Annotated in this window: 17 protein-coding genes; 11 read left to right on the top strand and 6 right to left on the bottom strand. The window is 39.9% G+C overall.

Going from position 1 to position 23,121, the window contains the following annotated elements; translation table 11 throughout:
* Nucleotides 1-109 precede the first annotated feature (109 nt).
* Together S4054249_RS24455 and S4054249_RS24450 are read right to left on the bottom strand one after the other, a co-directional pair.
* Nucleotides 110-1,036, bottom strand: a complete 927-nt coding sequence (locus S4054249_RS24455) for a hypothetical protein (protein WP_046357652.1) — start codon at nt 1,034-1,036, stop codon at nt 110-112.
* Nucleotides 1,037-1,347: 311 nt separating this feature from the next.
* Nucleotides 1,348-2,235, bottom strand: a complete 888-nt coding sequence (locus S4054249_RS24450; protein ID WP_046357651.1) for a LysR substrate-binding domain-containing protein — start codon at nt 2,233-2,235, stop codon at nt 1,348-1,350.
* Between the two features lie 125 nt (nt 2,236-2,360).
* Here S4054249_RS24450 and S4054249_RS24445 point away from each other — a divergent pair, with 125 nt between their 5' ends.
* The gene (locus S4054249_RS24445; RefSeq protein WP_046357650.1) at nt 2,361-2,822 is read left to right on the top strand and encodes an OsmC family protein; all 462 of its coding nucleotides are present in this window, start codon (nt 2,361-2,363) and stop codon (nt 2,820-2,822) included.
* A gap of 162 nt (nt 2,823-2,984) precedes the next feature.
* Here the strand turns inward: S4054249_RS24445 and S4054249_RS24440 are convergent, their stop codons facing one another.
* The 3 genes from S4054249_RS24440 to S4054249_RS24430 all read right to left on the bottom strand — a co-directional run bounded on the left by S4054249_RS24440 (nt 2,985) and on the right by S4054249_RS24430 (nt 5,733).
* Nucleotides 2,985-3,635 (bottom strand): substrate-binding periplasmic protein, encoded by a 651-nt coding sequence (locus tag S4054249_RS24440; RefSeq protein ID WP_046357649.1) that lies wholly within the window; start codon nt 3,633-3,635, stop codon nt 2,985-2,987.
* 249 nt (nt 3,636-3,884) lie between these two features.
* Nucleotides 3,885-5,057 carry a sensor histidine kinase gene (locus S4054249_RS24435; RefSeq protein WP_046357648.1) on the bottom strand — a complete coding sequence of 391 codons (1,173 nt, stop codon included), beginning with the start codon at nt 5,055-5,057 and terminating at the stop codon, nt 3,885-3,887.
* On the bottom strand, nt 5,050-5,733 hold the full coding sequence (locus S4054249_RS24430) for a response regulator transcription factor (RefSeq protein ID WP_046357647.1): 684 nt from the start codon (nt 5,731-5,733) through the stop codon (nt 5,050-5,052). The genes S4054249_RS24435 and S4054249_RS24430 overlap by 8 nt, the downstream gene beginning before the upstream one ends.
* 71 nt (nt 5,734-5,804) lie before the next feature.
* Here S4054249_RS24430 and S4054249_RS24425 point away from each other — a divergent pair, with 71 nt between their 5' ends.
* The 10 genes from S4054249_RS24425 to S4054249_RS24385 all read left to right on the top strand — a co-directional run bounded on the left by S4054249_RS24425 (nt 5,805) and on the right by S4054249_RS24385 (nt 20,890).
* Nucleotides 5,805-7,544: an amidohydrolase gene (locus tag S4054249_RS24425; RefSeq protein ID WP_046357646.1), complete on the top strand. Its 1,740-nt coding sequence runs from the start codon at nt 5,805-5,807 to the stop codon at nt 7,542-7,544.
* 284 nt (nt 7,545-7,828) lie between these two features.
* Nucleotides 7,829-9,841 carry a methyl-accepting chemotaxis protein gene (locus S4054249_RS24420; protein ID WP_080928433.1) on the top strand — a complete coding sequence of 671 codons (2,013 nt, stop codon included), beginning with the start codon at nt 7,829-7,831 and terminating at the stop codon, nt 9,839-9,841.
* A 9-nt stretch (nt 9,842-9,850) separates the two neighbouring features.
* Nucleotides 9,851-11,089, top strand: a complete 1,239-nt coding sequence (locus S4054249_RS24415) for an extracellular solute-binding protein (RefSeq protein ID WP_046357644.1) — start codon at nt 9,851-9,853, stop codon at nt 11,087-11,089.
* Nucleotides 11,090-12,313: 1,224 nt separating this feature from the next.
* Complete coding sequence (gene darA, locus S4054249_RS26755; protein ID WP_155401408.1) at nt 12,314-12,490, top strand: darobactin family peptide antibiotic; 177 nt, start codon at nt 12,314-12,316, stop codon at nt 12,488-12,490.
* A 62-nt stretch (nt 12,491-12,552) separates the two neighbouring features.
* Nucleotides 12,553-13,617: a hypothetical protein gene (locus S4054249_RS24410; protein WP_046357643.1), complete on the top strand. Its 1,065-nt coding sequence runs from the start codon at nt 12,553-12,555 to the stop codon at nt 13,615-13,617.
* Between the two features lie 13 nt (nt 13,618-13,630).
* A complete protein-coding gene (gene darB, locus S4054249_RS24405; RefSeq protein ID WP_046357642.1) occupies nt 13,631-15,931 on the top strand; it encodes a darobactin export ABC transporter permease subunit in 2,301 nt (766 codons plus the stop codon).
* Between the two features lie 11 nt (nt 15,932-15,942).
* Nucleotides 15,943-17,181, top strand: coding sequence for an RND transporter (locus S4054249_RS24400; RefSeq protein ID WP_046357641.1), 1,239 nt, complete (start codon nt 15,943-15,945; stop codon nt 17,179-17,181).
* 1 nt (nt 17,182) lies between these two features.
* Nucleotides 17,183-17,848: an ABC transporter ATP-binding protein gene (locus S4054249_RS24395; RefSeq protein WP_046357640.1), complete on the top strand. Its 666-nt coding sequence runs from the start codon at nt 17,183-17,185 to the stop codon at nt 17,846-17,848.
* Nucleotides 17,849-17,860: 12 nt separating this feature from the next.
* Nucleotides 17,861-19,147, top strand: coding sequence for a darobactin maturation radical SAM/SPASM protein DarE (gene darE / locus S4054249_RS24390; RefSeq protein ID WP_046357639.1), 1,287 nt, complete (start codon nt 17,861-17,863; stop codon nt 19,145-19,147).
* A 75-nt stretch (nt 19,148-19,222) separates the two neighbouring features.
* Complete coding sequence (locus tag S4054249_RS24385; protein ID WP_167354868.1) at nt 19,223-20,890, top strand: ABC transporter ATP-binding protein; 1,668 nt, start codon at nt 19,223-19,225, stop codon at nt 20,888-20,890.
* A 247-nt stretch (nt 20,891-21,137) separates the two neighbouring features.
* Here S4054249_RS24385 and S4054249_RS24380 read toward each other — a convergent pair whose 3' ends face one another.
* Nucleotides 21,138-22,928 (bottom strand): S41 family peptidase, encoded by a 1,791-nt coding sequence (locus S4054249_RS24380; RefSeq protein WP_046357637.1) that lies wholly within the window; start codon nt 22,926-22,928, stop codon nt 21,138-21,140.
* Between the last annotated feature and the right edge of the window lie 193 nt (nt 22,929-23,121).

Here is a 23,121-nt window from a genome sequence, read left to right as displayed (position 1 = left end):
CAAACAGAGCACTACGTAATTCAAAAACAACCTCTAAATAAAAAAGAACAAAAAAGTGATCGCTCACTCACTTCAATAAAGCAGTGAATAAACCAGTGTAAAATGAGACCTATCTACCTGCATCTCTGCGAATTTGCTGCAATAGCTCTTCATCTTTAATCAATCTTTGCATCACAGCTTGGACTTCTGCACTACTTGTATTGTCGTACATTGCTAAAATATCATTTGCTAACTGCTGCTTCACTTCTGGATTACTCTCATCAGCTTGGTAGTACTGTCCCATAAGACCCTCAGCAGCCATCGTTTTCATATATTTATTTGGCTCTTTCTCAATAATATCTTGTAAAGATTTAGCAATGCGCCTATCAACGACAGGAGAGTGCGCGACAACTTCCAGCGCCTGTACTTTTAACTTGTCATCCGAACTATTTCTACTGATTTCAAGGACCGCATCAACAGTCTCATAATCAAACATTTCATCTTGAGTACGATTGAGGATATACATATTCATTTGCAGCTGCCCCATAGCAGACAAACGCTCCTGCGGTGTAAGGCTCTGATCCAACACTTTCCCCCTCAGATCCTGACTCACTCGGGTTGCATATTCTGGATCAGTTTTTAACTTTAGATCGTAATCTTTCGGTAAGTCTTCATAGAAACCATAAACGGGGTTGTCTTCATTGCGCTTCTGCCTGTCTTGTCGCTCTTTCTCTGCTATAACAGCTAGGATAGTCTCTTCTATCGCACCATTCGAAGCCCCAGCTCCAAACGATTGATTTTCGATATCTAACAGGCGTTCTTCTAAATATTCAATGCGCGCGATTAACGCACTATTATCCATGTCAGTATATTTTTGATCATCTTGAAAATCAGCTACTTGGGCATTATTCACCACGGCTTGCGTTTTATCCGTTTGAGATTGAAAATCTGCAACTGATGCTGGAACACTGCTTGTTTGCATTGAAAAGTTATACAACGTCAACGCCAGTGCCGACGAAGCTATCCCTAATGCAATATTATTTTTCGTTTGAGACATCTTTTACCTACACCTCTATATCAGGCCTTAAATAAACACACTTCCTTGAGCCAACATTTGACACCGCCATCGAGCTTTCTAAGACTGCATATACTATAAAAAGTTTTACACTAAATTTAGCCACATATTAAGGGCCAATTACAATCCTTGAGCGCTACGAAAGCAGCATAAAGTCATTACACACTGACCGATAGAGCATCTAAGATATTGAAATAAAATTATATAATCAATATGAGACGATTAATTAACTCCTTAATTATGAAAAAATATAAACAAAATAATTCCAATAAACGACTAAATAAGCACGTGTATTAGTTTAAATGAGTAAATTGCTGCGCCAGCCATTCACGTACATATCTAACTCCACGGCTTTGTTTCGACTGATTTGGCATAACAAAAAAATATGAAAAAGGCATACTCAATGGCTTGTAAGGCAGTTTAACTAGCGTACCTTGCTTGATCATTTCGCTCGCAATATGGTGCCACCCAAGCGCAAACCCCTGACCATACTTTGCAGCTGTTAATATATGACCCACATGACTAAACGCTCTAAGCCGGTCTTGAAAAGTGCTATTAATAGACTGTTTCTCAAACCATTCTGTCCAACCAATGCAGCCTGGCGCATCTTCTTTTCCACCCTGATAACTCAATAAGTGCGCTTCACCATCAAGTCTTTTTGAATAACTCGGTGCACATACGGGGTAAACCCACTCTGTAGCAAGCTGCGTGCAGGAGAGGCCTTGATATTGTCCATGACCAAAGTGTAAATGTGCATCAACATGTTCACGATTAAAATCGACCAGTTGGTCTTGTGCTATTAGTTGTAACTCTATGTGTGGATAACGTTGATAAAAATCTCCCAATTTAGGAATTAACCAATGCTCTAACAAGGAGGGGATCACTGCAAGTACAACCCGTTCGGTCTGACTCGAGCGCCGCGCATTATCAATACCAAACTCCAAAATATTGAACCCTTTGTTGATATGCTCCGCAAGTAAAATAGCATCTCTAGTTAATGTCACCCCTTTAGATTTGCGATGAAATAAGCTCATACCTAACTGACTTTCTAATAGCTTCATTTGATGACTAACTGCACTGGGAGAAATATGTAATATTCCAGATGCAGACGTGAAATTCAGTTCTTTTGCAACTACAGAAAATGTATGCAAAGCAGTTAGCGAGAGATTTAAGTTACTCATGATGTGAAATCTCCTCAAGTCACTTTGAGTTATTATCGCTTCTACTATCGCGCTGTCAATTTCATAATATCTATAAATTTACGACAGCGCTTTAGTCAACACATCAACTCAAAAAAGGAAAGTCTATGTCTATTTATCAAGCTGCCATTTCTTGGCAGAGACAAGCCAATGAAGCATTTATCGATGCTAAATATAGCCGAGCACATATCTGGTCTTTTGATGGCGGTGCTATCGTCGAAGCCTCGTCATCTCCTTCAGTTGTTCCCCTACCCTATTCTGTAGAACACCATGTTGACCCGGAAGAGGCTTATGTTGCATCAATATCTAGCTGTCATATGCTGTTTTTCCTTCATTTTGCAGCAAAAGCAAAGTTAGTTGTTGAGTCTTATATCGATAATGCCTCGGGTATCATGGCCCGAAATGCTCAGGGAAACATGGCAATGGTTGAAGTAACACTTAAACCTCAAGTAACCTGGTATCAACCAGAGCTTATTAATGATAAAGCCATAGCAGAATTACACCATCAAGCTCATCAATCTTGCTTTATTGCAAACTCAGTTAACACGCTGATTAAAATAGAACATTGAGTAGAAAAAAGTTAGTCAAAACACGATTTTGTGTCCAGATAAACGACCGTCCGATATCAGGTTGTACACATTAAAATACTCGGTGAAATACATCATAATTTACGACCACACGCGTATTCAAAGTCGTTTACAGAGTGCAGACAAGAGCACAACCATGAGAAGTCATGGGATATAAGGCAAGGTTTCGCAATTAAAAGTACTGTGCACTTTTTTGTATAGTGCTTTTATCTCGCCCTGTGCTTCCATTTGCCTTAATGTCGGCTCTAAGCGAGCCATTAAATTCTTATGGTTTTTATGAAGATAATGATATACAACCAACTCTGTCATCGCGGGCTCTAATTTTTTGACCTCACTTAACCCCAGCTTTTTTAAGCTGCAATACCCACTTTCTAAATCAATAACAAAGTCAACTTTATGCTGCGACAACATTTTAAAAGCCTGGTCAATACTCGATACTTCCACTAAAGTTCCTCGTGGAAAGCTTTGTGCCGCAAGCTCAAATCCTCTAACAACAGCGACACGATACTTAGTTAATTCACGCCAATCGATGGGATCCAAATACGGCAGGTGAGTGAATAGATACACTTTTTCAAATGCAACTGGCACACTCAGCATTCTCAAGTTTGGATAGTCCTGCTCTAACCCGGGCGTACGGGCAAGCAATCCATCTGCCAGGCCTTTATCAGCGATGCGCAAGGCTCTTTTCGCAGGGTACAGCTCAAAAGCGACACTTGTATCAATTTGAGCATACGCACTGAGTAACACTTCTTTAGCGACTGTAGAATAAATAGTGGGTTGAGTAATAGGTTGCACGAGCTTGAACCTTTCCTCTTCACCATAAACATGGATAGAAGATACAAAAAGAGAAATGCCTAGAATTAGTTGCAATACATAGACATTGTTTTATTTCCAAAGTCGAGTTTATCAACCTGATAGTCGCATTAGGGAAATAATAATACAAAATTGTCATATTGGCTCAAATAACTGCGGCAATGGCGACATCCATTAATTGAACTATCAGTATTTCAATTCCTTTAAATTCGAGCAGTATCAATCAAGTACTTAATAACACCAGACAATACGAACCCTATATTTATCAGTTACAGTTACATTCACATTATATTGCCATCCAAAGCAGTCACAAACTTGCGAGACTATTTTGCTACCAAGGCCATACCCAGGTCGCACTGCCCTGACACTCACCCTATTTTCGAACACGATGCCCTTTGCATCCAGCTCAACATGCAGTCCACCTTCGCCATGCTGTAGCGCATTTTTTGCGACCTGCGTCAAAAGTAGCTGCAGTAACTTAGGCTGAATTGCTTGCTCACCGAGCACAGGCTCCTTGTCAATATGAATGAGTAAACCAAGATCAGCCCACTTTTTCTGCCACTTAACTAAGGTGGGTAACAAAGCATGACACTCCAGTTTCGCTTTACTAGGCTGACTCAGTAATAAAACAGCATCAGCTATCTCAGTTAGCTCTGTCTGCCCTGACTCTAACTCTTCAATCATATCTAATGCAGCCAAAGGAATATCATCTATTTGTTGAAGCCGATTGATACTGTGATTTATCTTAGTTAACGGGGTTCGTACTTCATGACTCAAAAATGCCGAAAACAACCTTTCTTGCTGTTGCGCATGCTGCTGTGCAAAGCGTGCTGTTGATACCAAAAACTGAAGCTCAGAAAATTCAACGAACCTTGCTGGAGGTGTGTCCTCTTCGTGTTCATCCAAGCTTTGCTTTAATACATCAATGTCCTGCTTAATAGCCCGCCAAATCCGCCAAATTAATAGCCCAATAGGCACAAGCATAAAGCCACTTAAAATCAAAAAAACGGGTAATAAACTAGGGGATGTTTGCTGCGAAAAAAAATGAACGGCAAACAAATCTTGGCCTAATTTATCTTCACTTTTAAGCACATACAAATCTCCCTTATCGAAAGATATAAGCAATGTATGCTCATATTCTATATCGTGAGACCCCAGTATTTTTTGATATTCAATTGGCATTGTATGCAATGCACCAATGTACTTTTCTGCTGATTTGAACGGCAATTGAAGCTGATCACTGTGTGCTAGCACTAAGTCCTGATAGAGGTAATGCTCAGTGGTATCATCCCAAGCATAGTGATAAACCCAGGTCGCAACTTGCATCCAAATAGCCATAAATACAACAAAAAAAATGCCAAATCTTAGCGTAAAGTAACGCCCAAGATTTTGAGGGTTAACCATCTGTACACCTCAATACCACCCCTTGGCTTTTTATTGTATGTATCAATTCCGGCTCATCATGCTTTGAGACATTGCGCCTTAAACGCGTTAATAAAGATTTATACATATTATTGTTCACATCCTGATCTGGCCATATATGTATCAAGATCTGATCTTTCTTAACTGGCTTTGGACTATGCTCTGCGAGTAATGAGAGCAGTTGCCACTGCTGGGGTGATAACACCAAAACGCGTTCACCTCGCTTTGCTATTTTCATAGAAAAGTCAATATGTAAGTCATCAATATCGAACATGGCCTCGGTTTGTGTTGGTTGTTTTTGTGCCAATATTTTAAGCCTGACCGCCAGCTCTGGCAGAGCAAAAGGCTTAGTAATGTAATCCAATGCCCCCGCAGAGAAAGCCGCGAGTTTGTCTTCAAGAGATGTGGCTGCCGTACAAAATAATACAGGAACACCTTGCCCCAAAATATCTTCTGACAATAAATTTAAACCACTGCCGTCGGGCAGATCCATATCAAGAATCACCGCATCATACTGACTATACAAATTTGTTTGCACTGCAATTTCTTTTGCACTCGCAACAGACATGGCATAATCCACTTCAATACCTTCACATTGCAAAAAGTCAATTAATTGAGCTGCTAAAGAAGTATCGTCTTCAACCAGTAATACAAGCATAAAACCTCTATACTGTTACCTTATGGTTACCATGCCACTGATATTGTAACGCCAACTAACAGGAGTCAACCATGAGAGTCACAAATATGTCTTTACTTCCTATAATTGTAGCTGGCCTTTGTATATCAGGCTGTAACTCAGATTCTAGCTCTACGGCTAATAATTCCGTAAATAGCAATACACCAACTACTACACCCAATCAAACTGCGCAAGTTCAATCGACCATGGTGTTTGTCAATGGCGATATTTACACAGTCAATGAAGCCAAACCTTGGGCACAGGCTATTGCGATCAAAGACAATAAGATTATTTTTGTTGGCTCTACAGAACAAGCCCAACAACATATTGGTGAAAATACGCAAGTTATTGACCTAAAAGGCAAGATGATGATGCCTGGATTTCATGATGTGCATATGCACCCATTGGAGTCAGGTTCAGACGCAACGCAATTTACGATTCCTGAAGAAGAGTCTACAGAAACTTATATTGACCTCATTGCTGATGCGGCATTCCAAAACCCTGATGCTGAATGGCTAATAGGCTATGGCCATTCAATTGGCACACTATTAGAAATGCAAGACAGCCCAATTGAAGTCCTAGACGAGGCTGTACCAAACCGCCCCGTTATCATTATGGAGCAAACTTCGCACTCTATGTGGGTTAACAGTAAAGCACTGGAATTAGCAAGGATCAACGCAAATAGTCTAGACCCAATTGGCGGCGTTATAGGGAGAGATGAGCAAGGGAACGTCGATGGGATCCTATATGATAATGCAGGTAATCAGGTGATGGAGCTGGCAATGCGTTCGCTGACCAACACGCAACAAAACGATTACTTGGGGCTGATTGACTATACGATGCCAGCACTGAATAAAGCTGGGATCACGTCTATCAGTGATGCAAGAACCTATTGGCAACGCGGCCACTTAGACACTTGGTTAAAGATCGCGAAAGAAGATAAGTTAACGCTCAGAGCTCACCTAGGCCTTTGGGCATACCCGCAAATGAATGATGCAACACAACTGAGTAAACTAAAATCACTCTACCAAGCAGATCCGAATAGTTTGCTAAAAGTTAACCAAGTGAAATTTTATGTCGACGGTATACTGGTTAACACCACAGCTGCCATGCACGAACCATATCACCAAAATTGGTTGGAGCTAGACGGTAATAACGGCCTGAATTACTTCACCCAAGCACGCCTTGAAAAGTACATAAAAGCGCTGGAGCCAACGGGTTTCGATTTTAATATTCATGCCATTGGTGATAGAGGGATCCATGAAGCGTTGAATGCCATTGAAAATGCATCTTCTGGTAAAGCGCGTCACAGGTTAACTCACCTTGAGGTCGTTGACCCAGCTGACTACGGGCGCTTCGCTAAATTAGGAGTCATTGCAGATGCGCAAGTTGCTGGAGATTTTACTGATCCAAACCACTGGCCTGAAAACATTCCGTTACTTGGTGCTGAACGTTCACAAGACCTTGTACCTATTAAAAACTTAGTCGACAGTAATGCCACACTAACACTTTCTAGTGATTGGAATGTGAGCCCATTTAATCCATTCATTGGGATCAGTAACGCGATATCAAGAGCACCACAGGCAATCACCCTAGCTCAAGCACTTGAAGCTTATACATTAAACAGCGCCTATGCCATGCGACAGGATCACCTTGTTGGCAGTATAGAAGTGGGCAAACTCGCTGATTTAGTTGTACTAGATAAAAACCTATTTGAAAGCACAGTCAAAGAAATAGCCAATACGCAAGTCACTATGACCCTATTAGATGGTGAGATAGTATATCAGCGATAGATCATACCTTAATGGGGCTGCTGTGTAGCCCCATTTCAAAGCAACGAAAATGCAACAATACACCCACTAACATCCATTTTCATGATTTTCTATTATCAGTAGCTTACTAATAAAGTTACATTTTTACTCACCACATACAGACTAAACACTTACTCAACAAGTTTAATACTTCCCATTACAATTAATTGTTTAAATATACTGAATAAATACTAGGTCATTTTGAAAAGGACAATGCTACCATTGCGCAAAATTTAAACCTGTTTCACCAATAAGTTACCCATACCATGTTCAAAGCATCCGTAATATCAAGAATATCAGTCGGATACACGGTAGTTCTCCTGGCAATGGTTGCCATAAGCGTCTTCTCTCTCTTTAGAATGTCAGAGATCAATAGCAACTTAAAAAAAGTTACTCAAGTCGCTCAACCAATTGATATAAAAGTAAACTCTGTCGAAAGTAAGCTCGATCAGCTTAACCTATCTGTATACCAGCATTACTATGCTGAAGACATTTCTGAGCAATTAAGATTGGAAGGTTCCATCAATGCGTATCAGAAAAAAATACAACAACAGCTCGATGCTATGATAGCGCTGTTCGCTAATTTGCCAAACAACAGTGATAAGATTCAGGTTGTTGAGCAATTTGAAGCAAGCAAAACACAGGTATTCAGCGCACAAAAAAAATCAATGAGTGTCGCCAGTGCGGCGCTAAAAAACAAAGCCACTTTAAAGCAATACCAATCACAGATCAGCAATCTCGATAAACAACTCGCTGATATTACAGAGCGCTACACACGATATAGAGCAAACCAAGCGGTTACTTCTTCTTTAAGCCAGCTGAGATATGGTATATCTATCGCTAAACAGTTTCTATTGATCAACAACTTACAAGAGCTACAAGCCCTCTCACAAGAGTATAAATTATGGTTAAGTGACTACGTAAAAAGTGGGTATCAATTGCAAGCGCTCACACCCAGTGCCGCTTTAGAGCGCAATATTATAAAACCTCTGGGTTCCGTAGCAACTGAGCTAGCCTGGGTTATAGGCAAACAAGATGGTATAAAATCCCTTCAGAGCAGCTACTTATCAAGTAAAAACGTACTTATTAGTAATCTGGCTCAGGTGGAGTCAGGGTTACAACAGCTCAAATCTGATATGGCCAAAATCAGCAAATTGAGTCAGGATTTTAGCGCTGCAGTAGAATTACAAACAACCGCATCAGTTGAATCAAGCTTTACTTGGATTTCATTGGCAACCCTTGCCACTCTGATTTTCGGTATTTTGACAGCGCTGTATATTACACGCAGTATCAGTCGCCCACTAAAGCAAACCGTTGCAGATATAGAAAAACTTGCAACCGGTAATCTGCAAGATCATATAGATGTATCGGGCAAAGATGAATTTGCGCAGTTGCGTCAAGCTCTGCAAAGCTTAAGAATTGCTTTTGTGACTATTATCACCGATATCAAAACACAATCAGAGCAAATCAATCACTCTGTAGATACCTTGTCAATTAGTGCGCAGCACACAACCACAATAGCCAATCAGCAAAAAGACCAAACCACGCAAGTGGCCAGTGCCGTACTTGAAATGACCGCAACATCGAGTGAAATTTCAGATACAGCGGTGCAGGCAACTCAGCTCATGGCCCAAGCAGATGCACTGGCAACACAATCGCAAGGCTTAGTTCAGCAAAACCAAACGCTCAGTGAACAGCTTCGTTGTGATATGACTTCAGCCGCAGATGTGGTGGCCTCTCTTGATAAAGAATGTCGACAGATTGAAGAGGTCGTTAACGTTATTGATACTATTGCCGATCAGACTAACTTACTTGCACTGAATGCTGCAATTGAAGCTGCTAGAGCCGCAGAGCACGGACGAGGATTTGCCGTTGTAGCTGATGAAGTGCGTACTCTCGCCATGCGTACACAGGCATCAACGGAACAAATTCAAACCAAGATAAATCAACTACTAAAATCTTCTGATTTGGCAGTGCAAGCGCTTCGAAGCTCAGTTAACAACACTGAGTCTTGTACTGAAATGGCAAAAGAAATCGATGAGCAAATCAAGGAATTTGCACAGGGTGTCAGCGATGCACACCAACTTAATGAAGTCATCGCAGAAGCAGCTAAACAGCAACATATAGCAGCTCAAGAGATCAGTACCAGCATTGAAAATATCGATGAACTTTCGCTGCAAACACTTGACCAAATACAGCATAACCATGCAGCGGCTAATGAGCTCGATAAAGCATCAGATGCCTTAGTAACAATGAACGAGCAATTTAAGGTGCAATAAGAGGTTAACATGACAAAATATTTCTACTTACTCATTGCTTTGTTGCTCTGGCCAACCCTAGCTTGTTCAAAACAGCAGCTAGATCTCTATACGTGGCGCCAACAAGAACAGTTGTTATGGGACAAGGTTAACAAACAAAACCTAATTGACGATGTGCATGTCAACGTTAAAGTCATCGATTTTGATACATATCAGTCGCATATCCAATTGGCGATACAAAATCAACATGTTGATTTGTTTCAATGGATGCCAGGACCCGCAGCGCTTGCACCGCTAATCAAACATAATTTGATATCACCGCAACTCACAGCGTTAAAATCCATTAACCCAAATGCACTCCCAGCAGCAACAGGCGCAGATAACAACATATATGGTGTACCGTTTGCGATGCAGCTCGAGGGTATTCTGGTCAACAAAAAATTGCTAGCTAAGCATGGGTTAGATTCACAGCCTCACTCTATTTCTGCTCTCGAGCGTGTGTTCAACCAACTGAAAAGCAACAATATTACTGCTCTGCAAATGGCCAGCGATCAGTGGTATCTATCGCAAGTAGTCGCAGAAGTAATGACTGCTGGATTACTCAAAGCGTCGCGAGCACAAGCACTGATAACTGGACAAGCCTGTTTTACGGATACTGAATACGTAAATATATTAGGTACATTAAAAGATTGGCATAACAAAGGTTACATCAATCATGATGTATTGAAGCAGGATTACCATGGTATGGGTACCAGTAAAGCTCTAGGAAACTCAGCGTTGGCTTTAGATGGTGGTTGGCGAGCGGGACCTAACTCCGTGTTTTATCAAATAGACAAAAGCTATCAAGTTGACTTTTGGCCTGTGCCTGGAGAAAGTGGCAAATTCTACGGGTTTGCCGATGGTACCTATCAGGTAAACGCCAAAAGTCAGTATGCTGAACACGCCCAAAAAGTGCTCAACTTTACGACAACAAAAACATTTGCCAACTTATTTGCTAATACTCTAAATGAAATTCCCGCTTACGGCGGCAAAATGCAAATCAACAGCGGCAACCTTAGAGCACAAGCAAAACTCTTAAACGAGCAGAGTTATGGTGCGAGCTTATTTACAGCAGCTTCGTTAAATCAAGGAACGCCAAGCTATCAACAGCTTGTTGCAGAGGCCATCAAACAGGTATTTTCTGGAACGACGGCACAGCAAGCTGCACAGCATATTCAACAAGGTCTAAACAGTTGGCAATATATCGGGAAAAGTCAATGCGCAATTTAATCGTGTAAAGTCTACTCAGTTAGATGTTTTTCCGATAATGCCCACTTTCTCAGACTAAAGTGGTTAAGCTATCAAAGCATTGATGGCTTGCCACTATACTCTACAAAAATCTTAACACGTATCTTATAACGGATATGTGGAAAGTAAAATGCATTACCTCAAGCTTATGATATCAAGTAATTAGAGATAGGCGTGTAAAGATAAAATGAAGATTCTACTCTCATAAACACATAACCTGAACACACCTCGTAGAAAAGCTAAATCCAAAACAGAGTTTGAATTCGCTGTGATAAGCATAGCCAATACAGTTTTAAATTCAGGAAAGATTAGAAAAAATCATAGTAAAACAGTAACAAAGAAAATCACACATCTATTTTATCCACAAAAATTCAATATCCACTGTTGCTTTGACAACGTTACACAGACACGAAAATTGATAGCTGTTCTCTCAATCAAGCGTAACTGTTAATTAAATCCAACTAATAGGCAATGACAGAAAAGAGGCTGTATTCCTTCAATAGCCAGCAATGTAATATACAAAAATAAACTTGCACCCAAAAATAGAACATTAAAATTTTCTCCTTTTGATACAGAACTACTATCTTTGGATGAGTACTCACGATTTATCGATGAAAAATACAGACTTTTTACTTGGTTAACTTGACCACACTGCTAAAAATGAAATCTCAAAATTGATTTAGATCAAATTAAAAGCAAAAAGAAAAATAACAAATCATTCTTAACTATACTAGTTTTGAAGATTGATACTTAATAGTAAGAAATGATTTTATTTTGTTTATTGAAATAAAAATCATGTACAACCTTATCGATTCAAACTTTAACACCTCAACAATCAATAAATGAGAATAGTAATCACTCATTAATTACTAAATTTAAAACTATATAAATCAAGAAAATATAAAGTAATGACTCTAATAAATAGTCTTAAAATAAAGGTTATTTACATCTCAACACCTGAATAAGGTCAAATTAATTGCCATGTTTAGAATGAGCAACCAATACATCTCTATTCATGTAAAACAAAAACAATCCTAAAAACCAGCATAAAAATCAAACAACAACCCAAATTTTTACGAATAAACTCAACAATAAGCAACAAAAATACGGGGAATCTACGTAATTGACACAAATAATAAACATCATGTACAAAAAAACGGAGGGCTTCCCTCTATGAAATAAATTAAATTTAAGAAGGAATTACAAATGATTGTTGAAGCACCAAAAGAGAAAATATCTATCTCTGAAAAACTTGATGCGCTTAAAAGTAGCTTTTCAGATCAAACATTAAATATCGCTAATGTTGATCAAGCACGTGTTGATAGCATTTCAATTGCACCACCTATCACAGCTTGGAACTGGTCGAAGTCATTCGAAAAGTAACCCTTAGTGAGATCACCCTGCTGCTAAATACATGTAGTTAGCAGCTTTTTAAGGACAAAAATATGCATACACTTACCAATGAACTACCCAAGTGTTTAGAATTTAACAGCGATAGATTTGCTGGTGTGTTTGACCAATGCAAAATTGATCTTCTCATAGATATTTTTAAAAGAGAAATCTTATCACACAAAGAACTCTCGGAATTGTTTGATAAGCTTTCTAGTTCTTATTCTTCTGAAGACTTATACACTTTTTTTAAGCTCCCCAAGCTATGGAAAGTCATCTTTTCTAGTCGAGAAAAAGATGACTACTTTGACAATATAAAAGCGCTTTTTCTCGCAGAGCTCAAATTATCAACTATTAATAATGTGATCATATCAAACAGCTCTTTAATCGAAGAGCAAGCACTTATTTGGAATTTACGCGCTGATATAGCCTATAACCCATGCACGAATATAGGTTATAAGAACAACTACCAGCATAAAGAAGCTGGTATTCTCATAGATTACTTTAGCGACCTTGCGCGCGGCCAACAACGGGATATTCCCTGGGGTGACACCGGACTATCGCAACCCCTCATTGACAGCACTGCGCCAAAAGTTATTTCTGCAATAGATTATATCCAGTCCGTGTCAACAGCGTGCTTTAATGTTTTAAAAGCCAGTATCTGCTCCATCGTTGTGAGATTTGACACCAGTAAAAATAAATTCAACTGCGCATCTACCAATATATGCAATGGACTTGTGGTGTTGATTAACCCACACCTCAATGAAGTAAGTGTTGAAACACTTGCAGATGCCATCGTGCATGAAATGACACATAACCTATTCGATATTGCAGAGCTTTACGAACCTTGTTTGCCTACCAAGTTTCACTCTCAATCTGTCAAGTCACCTTGGACGGGCAGAATGCTTGACCCTAACACCTATATTCAAGCGTGTTACACCTGGTATGGATTAAGAAACTTTTGGCAAAAAGCTTATGCACACTTTAACAGCGATAATGCCCATAAATACCTGCAACAAGCATCAAAAGGCTTTGAACAGGCCGAATTTGTGCGTATCGCAAAAGAATCTGATGACATCATAAACACAAAACTCATAGAAACATTAGAGCGCTTAAAATAAATAGGAAGTGAAGATGTTGAAGTTTTTAAGCAGCCCAAAGGGGCTTTCTGCTATCACGGGAATTTTTTCTCTGTCTGTAGGAACCATTTTACTCGGGTTTATGTTTGCATTTGTAATTGCGAACAATGCAATCAACAATACGATTGCCGACAATGTATATAAAATTGAAACTCAATTTAATTTACCTAATGGTGAGCAAGTTAACAGCTCTCAATCCCCTGCTGCGCTAGTACCTGTACTGTCTTCACGGGATGATATTGAGCGCGTCGGTCTAGCACATAGAGAAACAATTAACGTATTACACAATACCAACGAAATAAAAAGTGCACAGGTATATGCACTCAATGAAGCGGCATTTAATATGCTGTCACTCAGTCCAAATGGTATCTCTGCTGTTGAAAATAATGAGGTTTATTTATCAAGCACATTTGCCAGGCAACTCACTAATAACCATACAACTCTAACCGGACAAACTTTAAAACTAGGTCAATTAGGGCAGTTTAAAATTACACAAGTCATTGAATTAGATGAGCGCTTATCAATTCAACCTGACCTCATGATTGCACTTGCCTCCACTTATGGGCAAAAAATTCAATCACACTACGACAATTGGTATGACACTCATATCCACTTATTTGTTGAATTAGCACAAGGTAATTCACTGAACCTTGAGCAAGTCGTATTAGAGCACGCACCACAAATACCAGGGGCCCCTTTTACACCATCTGCGTTTATTCACTTATCTAAACGCCACCTATCACAATTACACTATGACCTAGGGTTGCCAGATGAACTCGGAACCACTTTTGCTAAATCGAGTTTATACCTGATTTACGGTGTATGTGGCTTTTCATTTTTGCTTGGCTGCGTCGGTTTTTTATGCTCAGTGGCCTCAACGCAAATCTCTCACCAAGAGCGTATAAAGACCTTGCTCAGTATTGGGGGGAGTTATGGGCAAATTGCAGTAAACGCGTTACTCGACAATAAATTGACCTTACTGATCACCACTGCGATCTCATTGTTCGTATTTTACTTCGGCAGCCGTTTTTTAAGTGTCGAATTTCCACTATTGGCAATACTCACACCAACAAACAAATGGATAATTTCATTGAGTATCGTGCTTGTTCTCATCATCACTTATGTATCAATTATATGTCTTGTAATACGTAACATTGTCACGGTGCAAAATAATCAAGCAATCTCAAGATCCGCAGGGATCAATACCCTGTGGATGACGCAACTTACCATCATCATACAAACATTAGTCACAGCCATGGTGGTCTTTGTAGCCTCTGGTGTTGCCTACGAACTATTTTCAGCAAAAAAAGCAGACTATGGATATGATATTAATCACACTCATTACGCAAAATTAGATGGGCACAATGATCGTTTACCCACCAATATTCGAGATAACATAAATACCAACCACGGCAGGGTGTCAGAAGTGAGTAGTTGGCGCCCTTTCGATAAATCAGCCAATTACATTACGGTATCAACAGCACAGCAAAAATTAGATGAGCAATTAACTCCAGTACATTACTTTTTTGCAGGTCCTGCTATCTCGCAAGTACTTGCGCTAGAAGTGCTAAACGCTAACCAAACTACCTTAGCGCTGGATAAAATAAATGAAGTTGATGGCAAAACTCGCGTTATAGTCACCCAAGCCTTTTCCAATCTATTCGACAATATTCCGACGGATCAACTGATCAATCATAGGTTTTTCGCAGATTTTGGAGACGGTTTAACTGACATCGAGATTGTACAAGTCGTGAGTAACTTTTACTTAGGAAAAGTGAAAGCTGACTTTGACCCCATCATGATAGTGCTTGATGACACCAAGACAAATACCTTACTGGTTAACCACGAAAATCCAGCAAGCTTATTCTCTCAGTCACCCCTAATACCCAGTGAACAAGCCTTGGATGCAGAGTTTTCTGACTTGAGTAAAATCGTGTTCTACTTGCTTTTTGTCGTTATTTTAAACATCGTCTTGATTGCGATGAATACCATTGCGAATTCACTAGTGGATGTTGAAAGGCATAGCGACTCACTGCACATTATGAAGCAACTTGGCGCAGACTTAACCACCATCTTTAGCTTTGTATTTAAAAAGAATGTCTATTTATACCTTGCTTCATCACTCATTGGGATACTGCTCGGTTATATCACCCTTTACCAGCAATTGATCCCTTTAGAGCACATGCAGTTTAACTTCTACCACTATGCATTATCACTGCTTGTCGTCGCGACACTTATCGCCTTTATCATTTCATTAAATCTTGGCGTGATAAGTAAACAGTACTTGTCAGAATAAGGAGCCACGAGATGGATACAGTTATAGAGCAGCCAAAATATAACAAAGCTAAAATCATCTTTGCCATTATCATTATTATACTGACAATTACATTGGGGCTTTTATACAGCAATCAGTCAATTTCCAGCATACCGATTAAAGAAATAAATCGCGTCAAAATTGCCAGCGTAAAACCTAACATCACTTCCGTGGGTACCATTAAGCCGAGGAAGTCAATTAAGCTATCTTCAGATATTGGTGGACGCGTTAAGCATTATCTCAACAAAAAAGATTCATTCGTAGCAAAGGGCGAGGTGCTCCTTGAGCTAGAGAACTACGATTACATCCTCAAGCTCACCGAAAAAATTGCACAAATATCTGAGCAAATCAGCAACCTTAAAAATATGCGCTTAAATCTGCGCAGAGAATTAAAAACCTCAAAGCTGTCCTTAGAGGACGCTATTTTTCAGGTCAGTGTATTGGAAAGGGAACTCGCTCAAAAACAGCAGCTATTACAAAATAACCTAACACAAGAGTCGGAAGTACAGGACGTACAAAGTAACCTCTCGCGTTGGCATGCAAAACAACAAGTATTGGCAAGTTATTACCAATCACAGAAAGATCATATCAACCATCAACTCAGCGAAATCAATGAGACAGTAGATATACTCAACACCCTCCTTATCAAGCTGCAAGAAAGCGAGCAACAGCTGGTGATAAGAGCACCTATTTCAGGCAATTTATCCGGCTTTGATATTGAGTTTGGTCAACAAATATTACCTAAGCAAGAGTTTGGCTCTTTGGATCTCATTGATGACTTTTTAATTGAGGTAGAGCTCAGTGAGTACTACTTAAGCCGTGTTCACGACGCTATGCAAGCAGTGGGAAGCATCAAAAATCGTGATATCGCATTGAACATCATCAAAATTTTCCCTCTGGTTAAACAAGGTAAATTTCGCATGCACCTTGAAGTCCCCTTCCAGCAAAATATGAATACGCAAGTCAAAGTTGGCCAGTCTATTGAAGTGTCCCTCACTGGCAATACGGACACAGAGCTACCGAGCGTGCCGTTGAATGCCACATTTAAAGAAAATAACGACATGTTTATTTATTTGTTGAAAAACAACCAATCCAAAGCAGTTAAAACACTGCTAAAAATCAAGGACCAGATTGGCGATAAAGTGCTCGTAGATAACCCCAATATCCTTGGTAAAGAGCTCATTATTTTGGATTGGAATAAGAATTATAAAGAGGAGCTGTACATTGAGTAACATGATCAAACTAGAAAATGTTTACAAGCATTTTTACACTAAAAAATTAAAAACAACTGCACTCAATAATGTGTCACTACAGGTCGAAAAGGGCGAGTTTTTGGCTATTACGGGCACATCAGGGTCTGGTAAATCAACACTACTCAATGCTATAGGTCTTTTTTCAAATATTGATGAAGGTCTCATAGAGCTAAACGGCACAAGCGTTGCGGGCATATCCCAAAAAAAGAAGCTCAAATACCGTCGTGAGCACTTAGGGTATGTATTCCAGTCATTCAATTTGATCCCAGATTTAAGCGTGATCGAAAACGTGATGCTCCCCCTTAAATTTAGGGGTATAGGACTCAAAGAACGCATGGCTCTCGCAGAGCAAGAACTAGAGAAGCTGTCTCTGTCATCACGGTGCGATCACTATCCAAGTCAACTCTCTGGCGGACAGCAGCAACGCGTTGCCATCGCCAGAACCATGGCGTGTCAGCCAAGTATCATTTTGGCTGATGAGCCAACTGGTAATTTGGATGAAAAAACAGGACAAACAGTACTCGATATTCTGCACCATGCAAATACCGCCTGCGACGCCACCATCGTCATGGTAACGCACAGCGATAAAGCGGCTAGCATGGCCAATCGGCAAGTAAAAATGGTTCAAGGTGAACTGGTTAGTTAGGGAGAATGCATCATGCTCGGAGATATTTCCATCAAAGTTATAGAAGAACCGGTTAATCCCGTCAATCAGCTAGAGTTAACGGATTATCAATACGCTCGTTTAGCATCACAATTGATAGGTGAAATCCCAGACAGTGACATGCTTGATGAGGAAGAACTTGCGTTATTTAGACGTGAAAAAGACGTTTATTTTGAAGCAAAACCACTCAATGCAAGTAAGGTTGTGGTGGTATTAAAAGCCACCCGATTGTGTAATCTCAGATGTACTTATTGCCACTCATGGGCTGAGGGACCAAACCAAACCGTCAAATTTGAAAACCTCATTTCCATTGTAAAGCGCATCTTAGCTACTCCCAATGTCTCACGCGTCGAATTCGTATGGCATGGCGGCGAAGTCACTCTGTTACGTCCTGCGTTTTTCAAAAAGCTGATCTGGCTTCAAGAGCAGTTTAAACGTAAAGACCACTTTATTACCAACACCATGCAATCCAATGCGGTGAATATCTCCAAAGAATGGCTCACCTTTTTACAGGGTATTGGCATGGCCGTAGGAATTAGCTTTGATGGTGTCCCTGAAATCAACGATACTCGTCGGCTTGATGTCCGTGGACGCCCGACTAGTCTGAAAGTTGCCGAAGGGATCAAGCGTTTGCAACAGTATGGGATCCCTTATGGCGCGCTAATAGTGGTAGATAGAGATGTGTACAATGTGAGTCCAGAGCGGTTACTGAGCTATCTTGCATCTATTGAACTCAATGACATTGAGTTTTTAAACATTGTTCCTGATAACCGCGCACTACCTGGCGATGACATTGGCGATGCCTACATTAGTTACAAAGAGTACATCGAGTTTTTAAGTCGAGTTTATACCGTTTGGCACGCACAATATCGCGGAATTATTCAGATCCGCATGTTCGAAAACTTTATGGATGTATTAGCAGACAGAAGCAAACAACTCTCTGCGTGCTACTGGGCGGGGAACTGCTCACAGGAAATCATCACTATTGAGCCAAATGGTGATGTATCGCCTTGTGATAAATATGTTGGCGACATCGGCAGTATTTATGGGTCATTGCTCGATTCAGATTTAGCCACATTACTAGCCAACTCCAGACATAACCAAACATCCGTTCAAGAAGAGGTTGAGTCACATTCTCGCATGAACGAGTGCGAATGGTTTTCGATTTGTAATGGTGGTTGCCCTCACGATCGCGTCATAAACGCTCGTCATGTAAACGACTACGATAACCAATGTTGTGGTACTGGTAAGTTATTAAAAGTCATTGAAGAGTCGATTTAAAACATGCAGATCAGTGCACAAGGCATCGTTTATCAAAAGCTGAAATCGTTATGTGTCAAACGATCTTGGAGCATCATGCTGATTGTCATACTCAACATACTTGTGGTGTGCAGCTCATTTGGTATTGCGTACTCTGTCGAGCTGCTATTCGAACAAAAGGTCTCCGCAACCAGACTAAACCATTTTGTCGCCATCATTTTGCTCCTGTTACTCACCTTTGTAGCAAGCAATGGCCTGAGGCAAAAACTGGTATTCGATGTCAAAGAAATGTTAAGTACAAAATTGATGAGTTTTGTAGTTAGCCGTTTAATGTATAAGCAACAGCAAGTTTTTGACCAAACGGCACCAACTAAACTGTATTCAAATATCGATTACGACATCAAAGCTATTAATGTCTATGTTCACTTTGTTTTGAGTATTGTAATACAAGCATCTGCCACCTTGTTTTGTGGACTCATCTATTTACTTGCGACGAATCTTTATATGACATTCGTTTCCATCATCGCAGTCCCCTTGATGATCTTAATGATTTTTCGTTTAGGCCAAAACGTCTCTAGAGCTAACGAACACAAACGAGATAAAGTTTCTGTACTCAATGCGGCCATTATTGACGCCTTATCAGGGATTCAATCCGTTAAAGTTCATAAAATGGAACGTTTACTAGGGACACAAATCGAATCAAAAGCAAGCCGAGTATATAGTGCTACAAAAAAGCTTCACTCGCTTGAGTCCCTCATTTCAGGAATTATCATTTTTGGTGGTTTCGCAAGTGTTATTCTGGTGCTTTGGATTGGAGGACATAATGTGATTTCTGGCGCTATGGCATCCGGAGAGCTCGTGGCGTTTGTAATGGTCTTACTACTCATGTCATATTCCTTCGCATCAATTAGCGATATCAAGACTGTTACCACTAAAGCCAAAAGTGCGATTAAAAACCTCGAAACACTATTACATCTTGATTATGAATTACAGTTTAGCAATCCTATTGAGCAAAAAGCTGTCGATAACATCACGCTAAGTGACCTGTCTTTTTGCTATCAAGCATCTCCCAACAAGGCGCTCGATGACATCAACTTTACTTTTCAACGCAATCATATTTACTCTATCGTGGGTCGCTCAGGCTCAGGTAAAAGCACACTGATCAAACTCATTTCAGGTCTGTATTATAATTATCAAGGCAAAATCACTTTCGGTGAAACCGATATAAAAACATTGCAAGATAGCACGCACAAACGCGTTTCCATAGTTGAACAAGACCCTTTCTTTTTTAACGGCCCAATTTGGCAGAACATTACTCTTGCTGATAATTTGAGCGATGTAAATGCGCTAAGACTTGACCATGCCCTCACTTTATCAAACTTTGACCGTGTCATGAGAAACAACCAACTTAACGTCGCCAGTGAAGTGAGTGTCAATGCAAAAAATTTATCAGGTGGAGAAAAGCAACGTTTAGCCATTGCAAGAGCACTTTACAGTGACAGCGATATACTCATTCTTGATGAGGCCACCAACTCGTTAGATATGGCCACAGAAGCGTTTTTACACCAGCACCTTAGAACACTTGCCAAGAACAAAATAGTCCTTGTTATTACCCATAATCTAAACAGTGTTAATTTATCCGATCAGGTTGTTGTGATGGAAGGCGGCAAGATTGTCACCGCCCAATCACCTATGAATATCGTCAATAGTGAATATTTTAAGCAGATCAGTGAAAAAACTAAAACATTAGAAGCGGAATTGTAGCAGGGTGCCAATCGAGAACACGATGACTTAAACCGAAGCAACCTAATGGGCTGAATGCACAAATTGGGACAATTTGAAAATTAATCACGTGCTTTGAGTGCTCAATCTAAGTACAAGTTTAAACCACAAAGGTAATGACGGTATAAATAAGCCTCATTAAGTTCAATCGCTTCTCACTCAATCAAATGTTAAGCAACAATTGCCACACTACTTGTTGCTTAACATGAAAAATACTAGATGAGTCTGATTATTTGTTTAACATATCTTGTATTACCTCATAAGCTTTTTCAAACTTAACGTCAATGTTATCCGCTATCGATATCTGTGTTTTAGGTACTACATAATCAGGTTGAATACCAACGCCTATCAATTTACTGCCATCTACTTGGTCTGATCGAGCGCCTGTGTATGCATAAAAAATTCCTCCATCATCAACCCACCTACTAAAAGCCCAACCGTAAACAACGTCACCATTAATGCCAATAGTCACTTCACCAACAATGGGGATGCCCATGTTTTGTGCAATCATTAGAAAGTGTTCACCCGCACTCTTGTTATAAACTTCAGAAATTGCAACTGTCGGAACATCAAATAAATGCTCATTGAGTGGTACACCCACTGGAATTGTATGTACATAAGTATCTTCCTGATTTGGCAGTCTTTGAGAGAATTGCATAAACGGCCCAACCGTGACCGCTTTATCAGAAAAATACCCCATAAACTCACGAACTAAGAAGAAGTTGCGTGGATACCCTCGCATATCCAGCACAATAGCCTTGGCATTGATCAGCCCTTGTTTCGCCTCGTTAAACTGCGCTTTCGTTCCTATATCGTAAACATTCAGCCGAACAATTCCATCACCTAAATCTTGTACAAGTGGCTGATCTGCTGAATAGTTTACCTTAAACTCTCCTATTACGTCTTTATGCACTGTCGCCGTTGTGGTTCTAACAAATTCACCGTTTGGTTTTCTAAACACCAAACTGACCAAACTTGGAGTTTTAAAACCTTCGACTATCCCAAAAGTTGCGCCTAATTCATCAGCGTGATCACTTCTTGCTCTTGTCAATGCAGCTTGTTGAATTAGTTCTTCAGAAGGAACCCCATCAATGGAGACGAGTTCATCGCCAATATCCACTTGCAGTGATAAATAATCAGTTTTACGTGTTACGATAGCTTTGCTTTCTATATAATTCACTTTCAATGGAAGCATATAGTCGCCGCGATCCGTAAGCTCACTCGCTAAGCCGATAAAGAAGTGGTTATCTTGTAATTTTTTAAATTCAATATTGACAACATTCTCAAGATTACTTGGATTACCCAAGCACCCTTCCAATAATACAATATGACTATCTTCCCAATTAACTGGTACTTGGTCGAAATAAGGCCAATAGTGATAGATCTCGGCCCACAAAGAACTTAATGCTGACATACATGTTGCAGGGTTCGTCAGAGAAGACTTTCTCGCTGCCGGTATGAAAGCTTGACCATTTTGACTCTCTTGACTATCTAAATACAACGGCCAATAAACTGTTTGATTATCATATACATCTTTATAAAACTGGGATTTTGCCGTATCCGTATAATTGAGTAGCTCGGAAAAACTGCCAGACAGGAGCTCCCTGTTATACGCTGTTATAGTACGTGCCGCTGTCGCTACCCATGTACTCACGACATCATCCTGTTCAAGGCTGGGTAATTTACTAGGCTGAGTCACTATATGAGGTGCAATTTTCTTTAGCTCAGCAAGCCCATATGCCAATCTTTCCTGCTCGGGCAACATGGCCATTTCATTGATGACTTTCTCAAGGAAAAAATCCCACCAAGTGCTCGATACAGCCTCACTTGGGTAAAAAAATCGAACTCGATGCACAAACTCATTAAATGTTAAAATATCAGGCAATGCTTGCTCTAACTGGGTTTTAGTCGCAGTGTTGTTTTCAAGGGATATCTCTGGTATCGGGGCAGCATGTATTGAACTACTTATTGCGAGTAACGTACTAGCATAAATCCCGTTGTATAGAATTTTAGAGAACATAACAACTCCTTTTTTGATTAGTTTTCGTATCCATATTCGTAACAAAACATTTAATTTGTCAACCATAACCCTGCTTTCATTATTATTTTAATAATCTGATTTTTATGTACTTTTTAATTTTTACACATAGTATGAATACGGCCAAAACAACAAGGAAAAATATTCTACAAACACCCACGAATAAATAATATAT

The organism is Pseudoalteromonas luteoviolacea (assembly GCF_001750165.1).
Classification (GTDB): domain Bacteria; phylum Pseudomonadota; class Gammaproteobacteria; order Enterobacterales; family Alteromonadaceae; genus Pseudoalteromonas; species Pseudoalteromonas luteoviolacea_G.
This window is presented reverse-complemented; position numbering and strand designations above follow the sequence as displayed.

Bases quoted from the DNA above. Each gene is read 5' to 3' on its own strand.
- S4054249_RS24455 (WP_046357652.1), bottom strand. From the start codon at position 1,036: ATGTCTCAAACGAAAAATAATATTGCATTAGGGATAGCTTCGTCGGCA.
- S4054249_RS24450 (WP_046357651.1), bottom strand. From the start codon at position 2,235: ATGAGTAACTTAAATCTCTCGCTAACTGCTTTGCATACATTTTCTGTA.
- S4054249_RS24445 (WP_046357650.1), top strand. From the start codon at position 2,361: ATGTCTATTTATCAAGCTGCCATTTCTTGGCAGAGACAAGCCAATGAA.
- S4054249_RS24435 (WP_046357648.1), bottom strand. From the start codon at position 5,057: ATGGTTAACCCTCAAAATCTTGGGCGTTACTTTACGCTAAGATTTGGC.
- S4054249_RS24430 (WP_046357647.1), bottom strand. From the start codon at position 5,733: ATGCTTGTATTACTGGTTGAAGACGATACTTCTTTAGCAGCTCAATTA.
- S4054249_RS24425 (WP_046357646.1), top strand. From the start codon at position 5,805: ATGAGAGTCACAAATATGTCTTTACTTCCTATAATTGTAGCTGGCCTT.
- S4054249_RS24420 (WP_080928433.1), top strand. From the start codon at position 7,829: ATGTTCAAAGCATCCGTAATATCAAGAATATCAGTCGGATACACGGTA.
- S4054249_RS24415 (WP_046357644.1), top strand. From the start codon at position 9,851: ATGACAAAATATTTCTACTTACTCATTGCTTTGTTGCTCTGGCCAACC.
- darA (WP_155401408.1), top strand. From the start codon at position 12,314: ATGATTGTTGAAGCACCAAAAGAGAAAATATCTATCTCTGAAAAACTT.
- S4054249_RS24410 (WP_046357643.1), top strand. From the start codon at position 12,553: ATGCATACACTTACCAATGAACTACCCAAGTGTTTAGAATTTAACAGC.
- darB (WP_046357642.1), top strand. From the start codon at position 13,631: ATGTTGAAGTTTTTAAGCAGCCCAAAGGGGCTTTCTGCTATCACGGGA.
- S4054249_RS24400 (WP_046357641.1), top strand. From the start codon at position 15,943: ATGGATACAGTTATAGAGCAGCCAAAATATAACAAAGCTAAAATCATC.
- S4054249_RS24395 (WP_046357640.1), top strand. From the start codon at position 17,183: ATGATCAAACTAGAAAATGTTTACAAGCATTTTTACACTAAAAAATTA.
- darE (WP_046357639.1), top strand. From the start codon at position 17,861: ATGCTCGGAGATATTTCCATCAAAGTTATAGAAGAACCGGTTAATCCC.
- S4054249_RS24385 (WP_167354868.1), top strand. From the start codon at position 19,223: ATGCTGATTGTCATACTCAACATACTTGTGGTGTGCAGCTCATTTGGT.
- S4054249_RS24380 (WP_046357637.1), bottom strand. From the start codon at position 22,928: ATGTTCTCTAAAATTCTATACAACGGGATTTATGCTAGTACGTTACTC.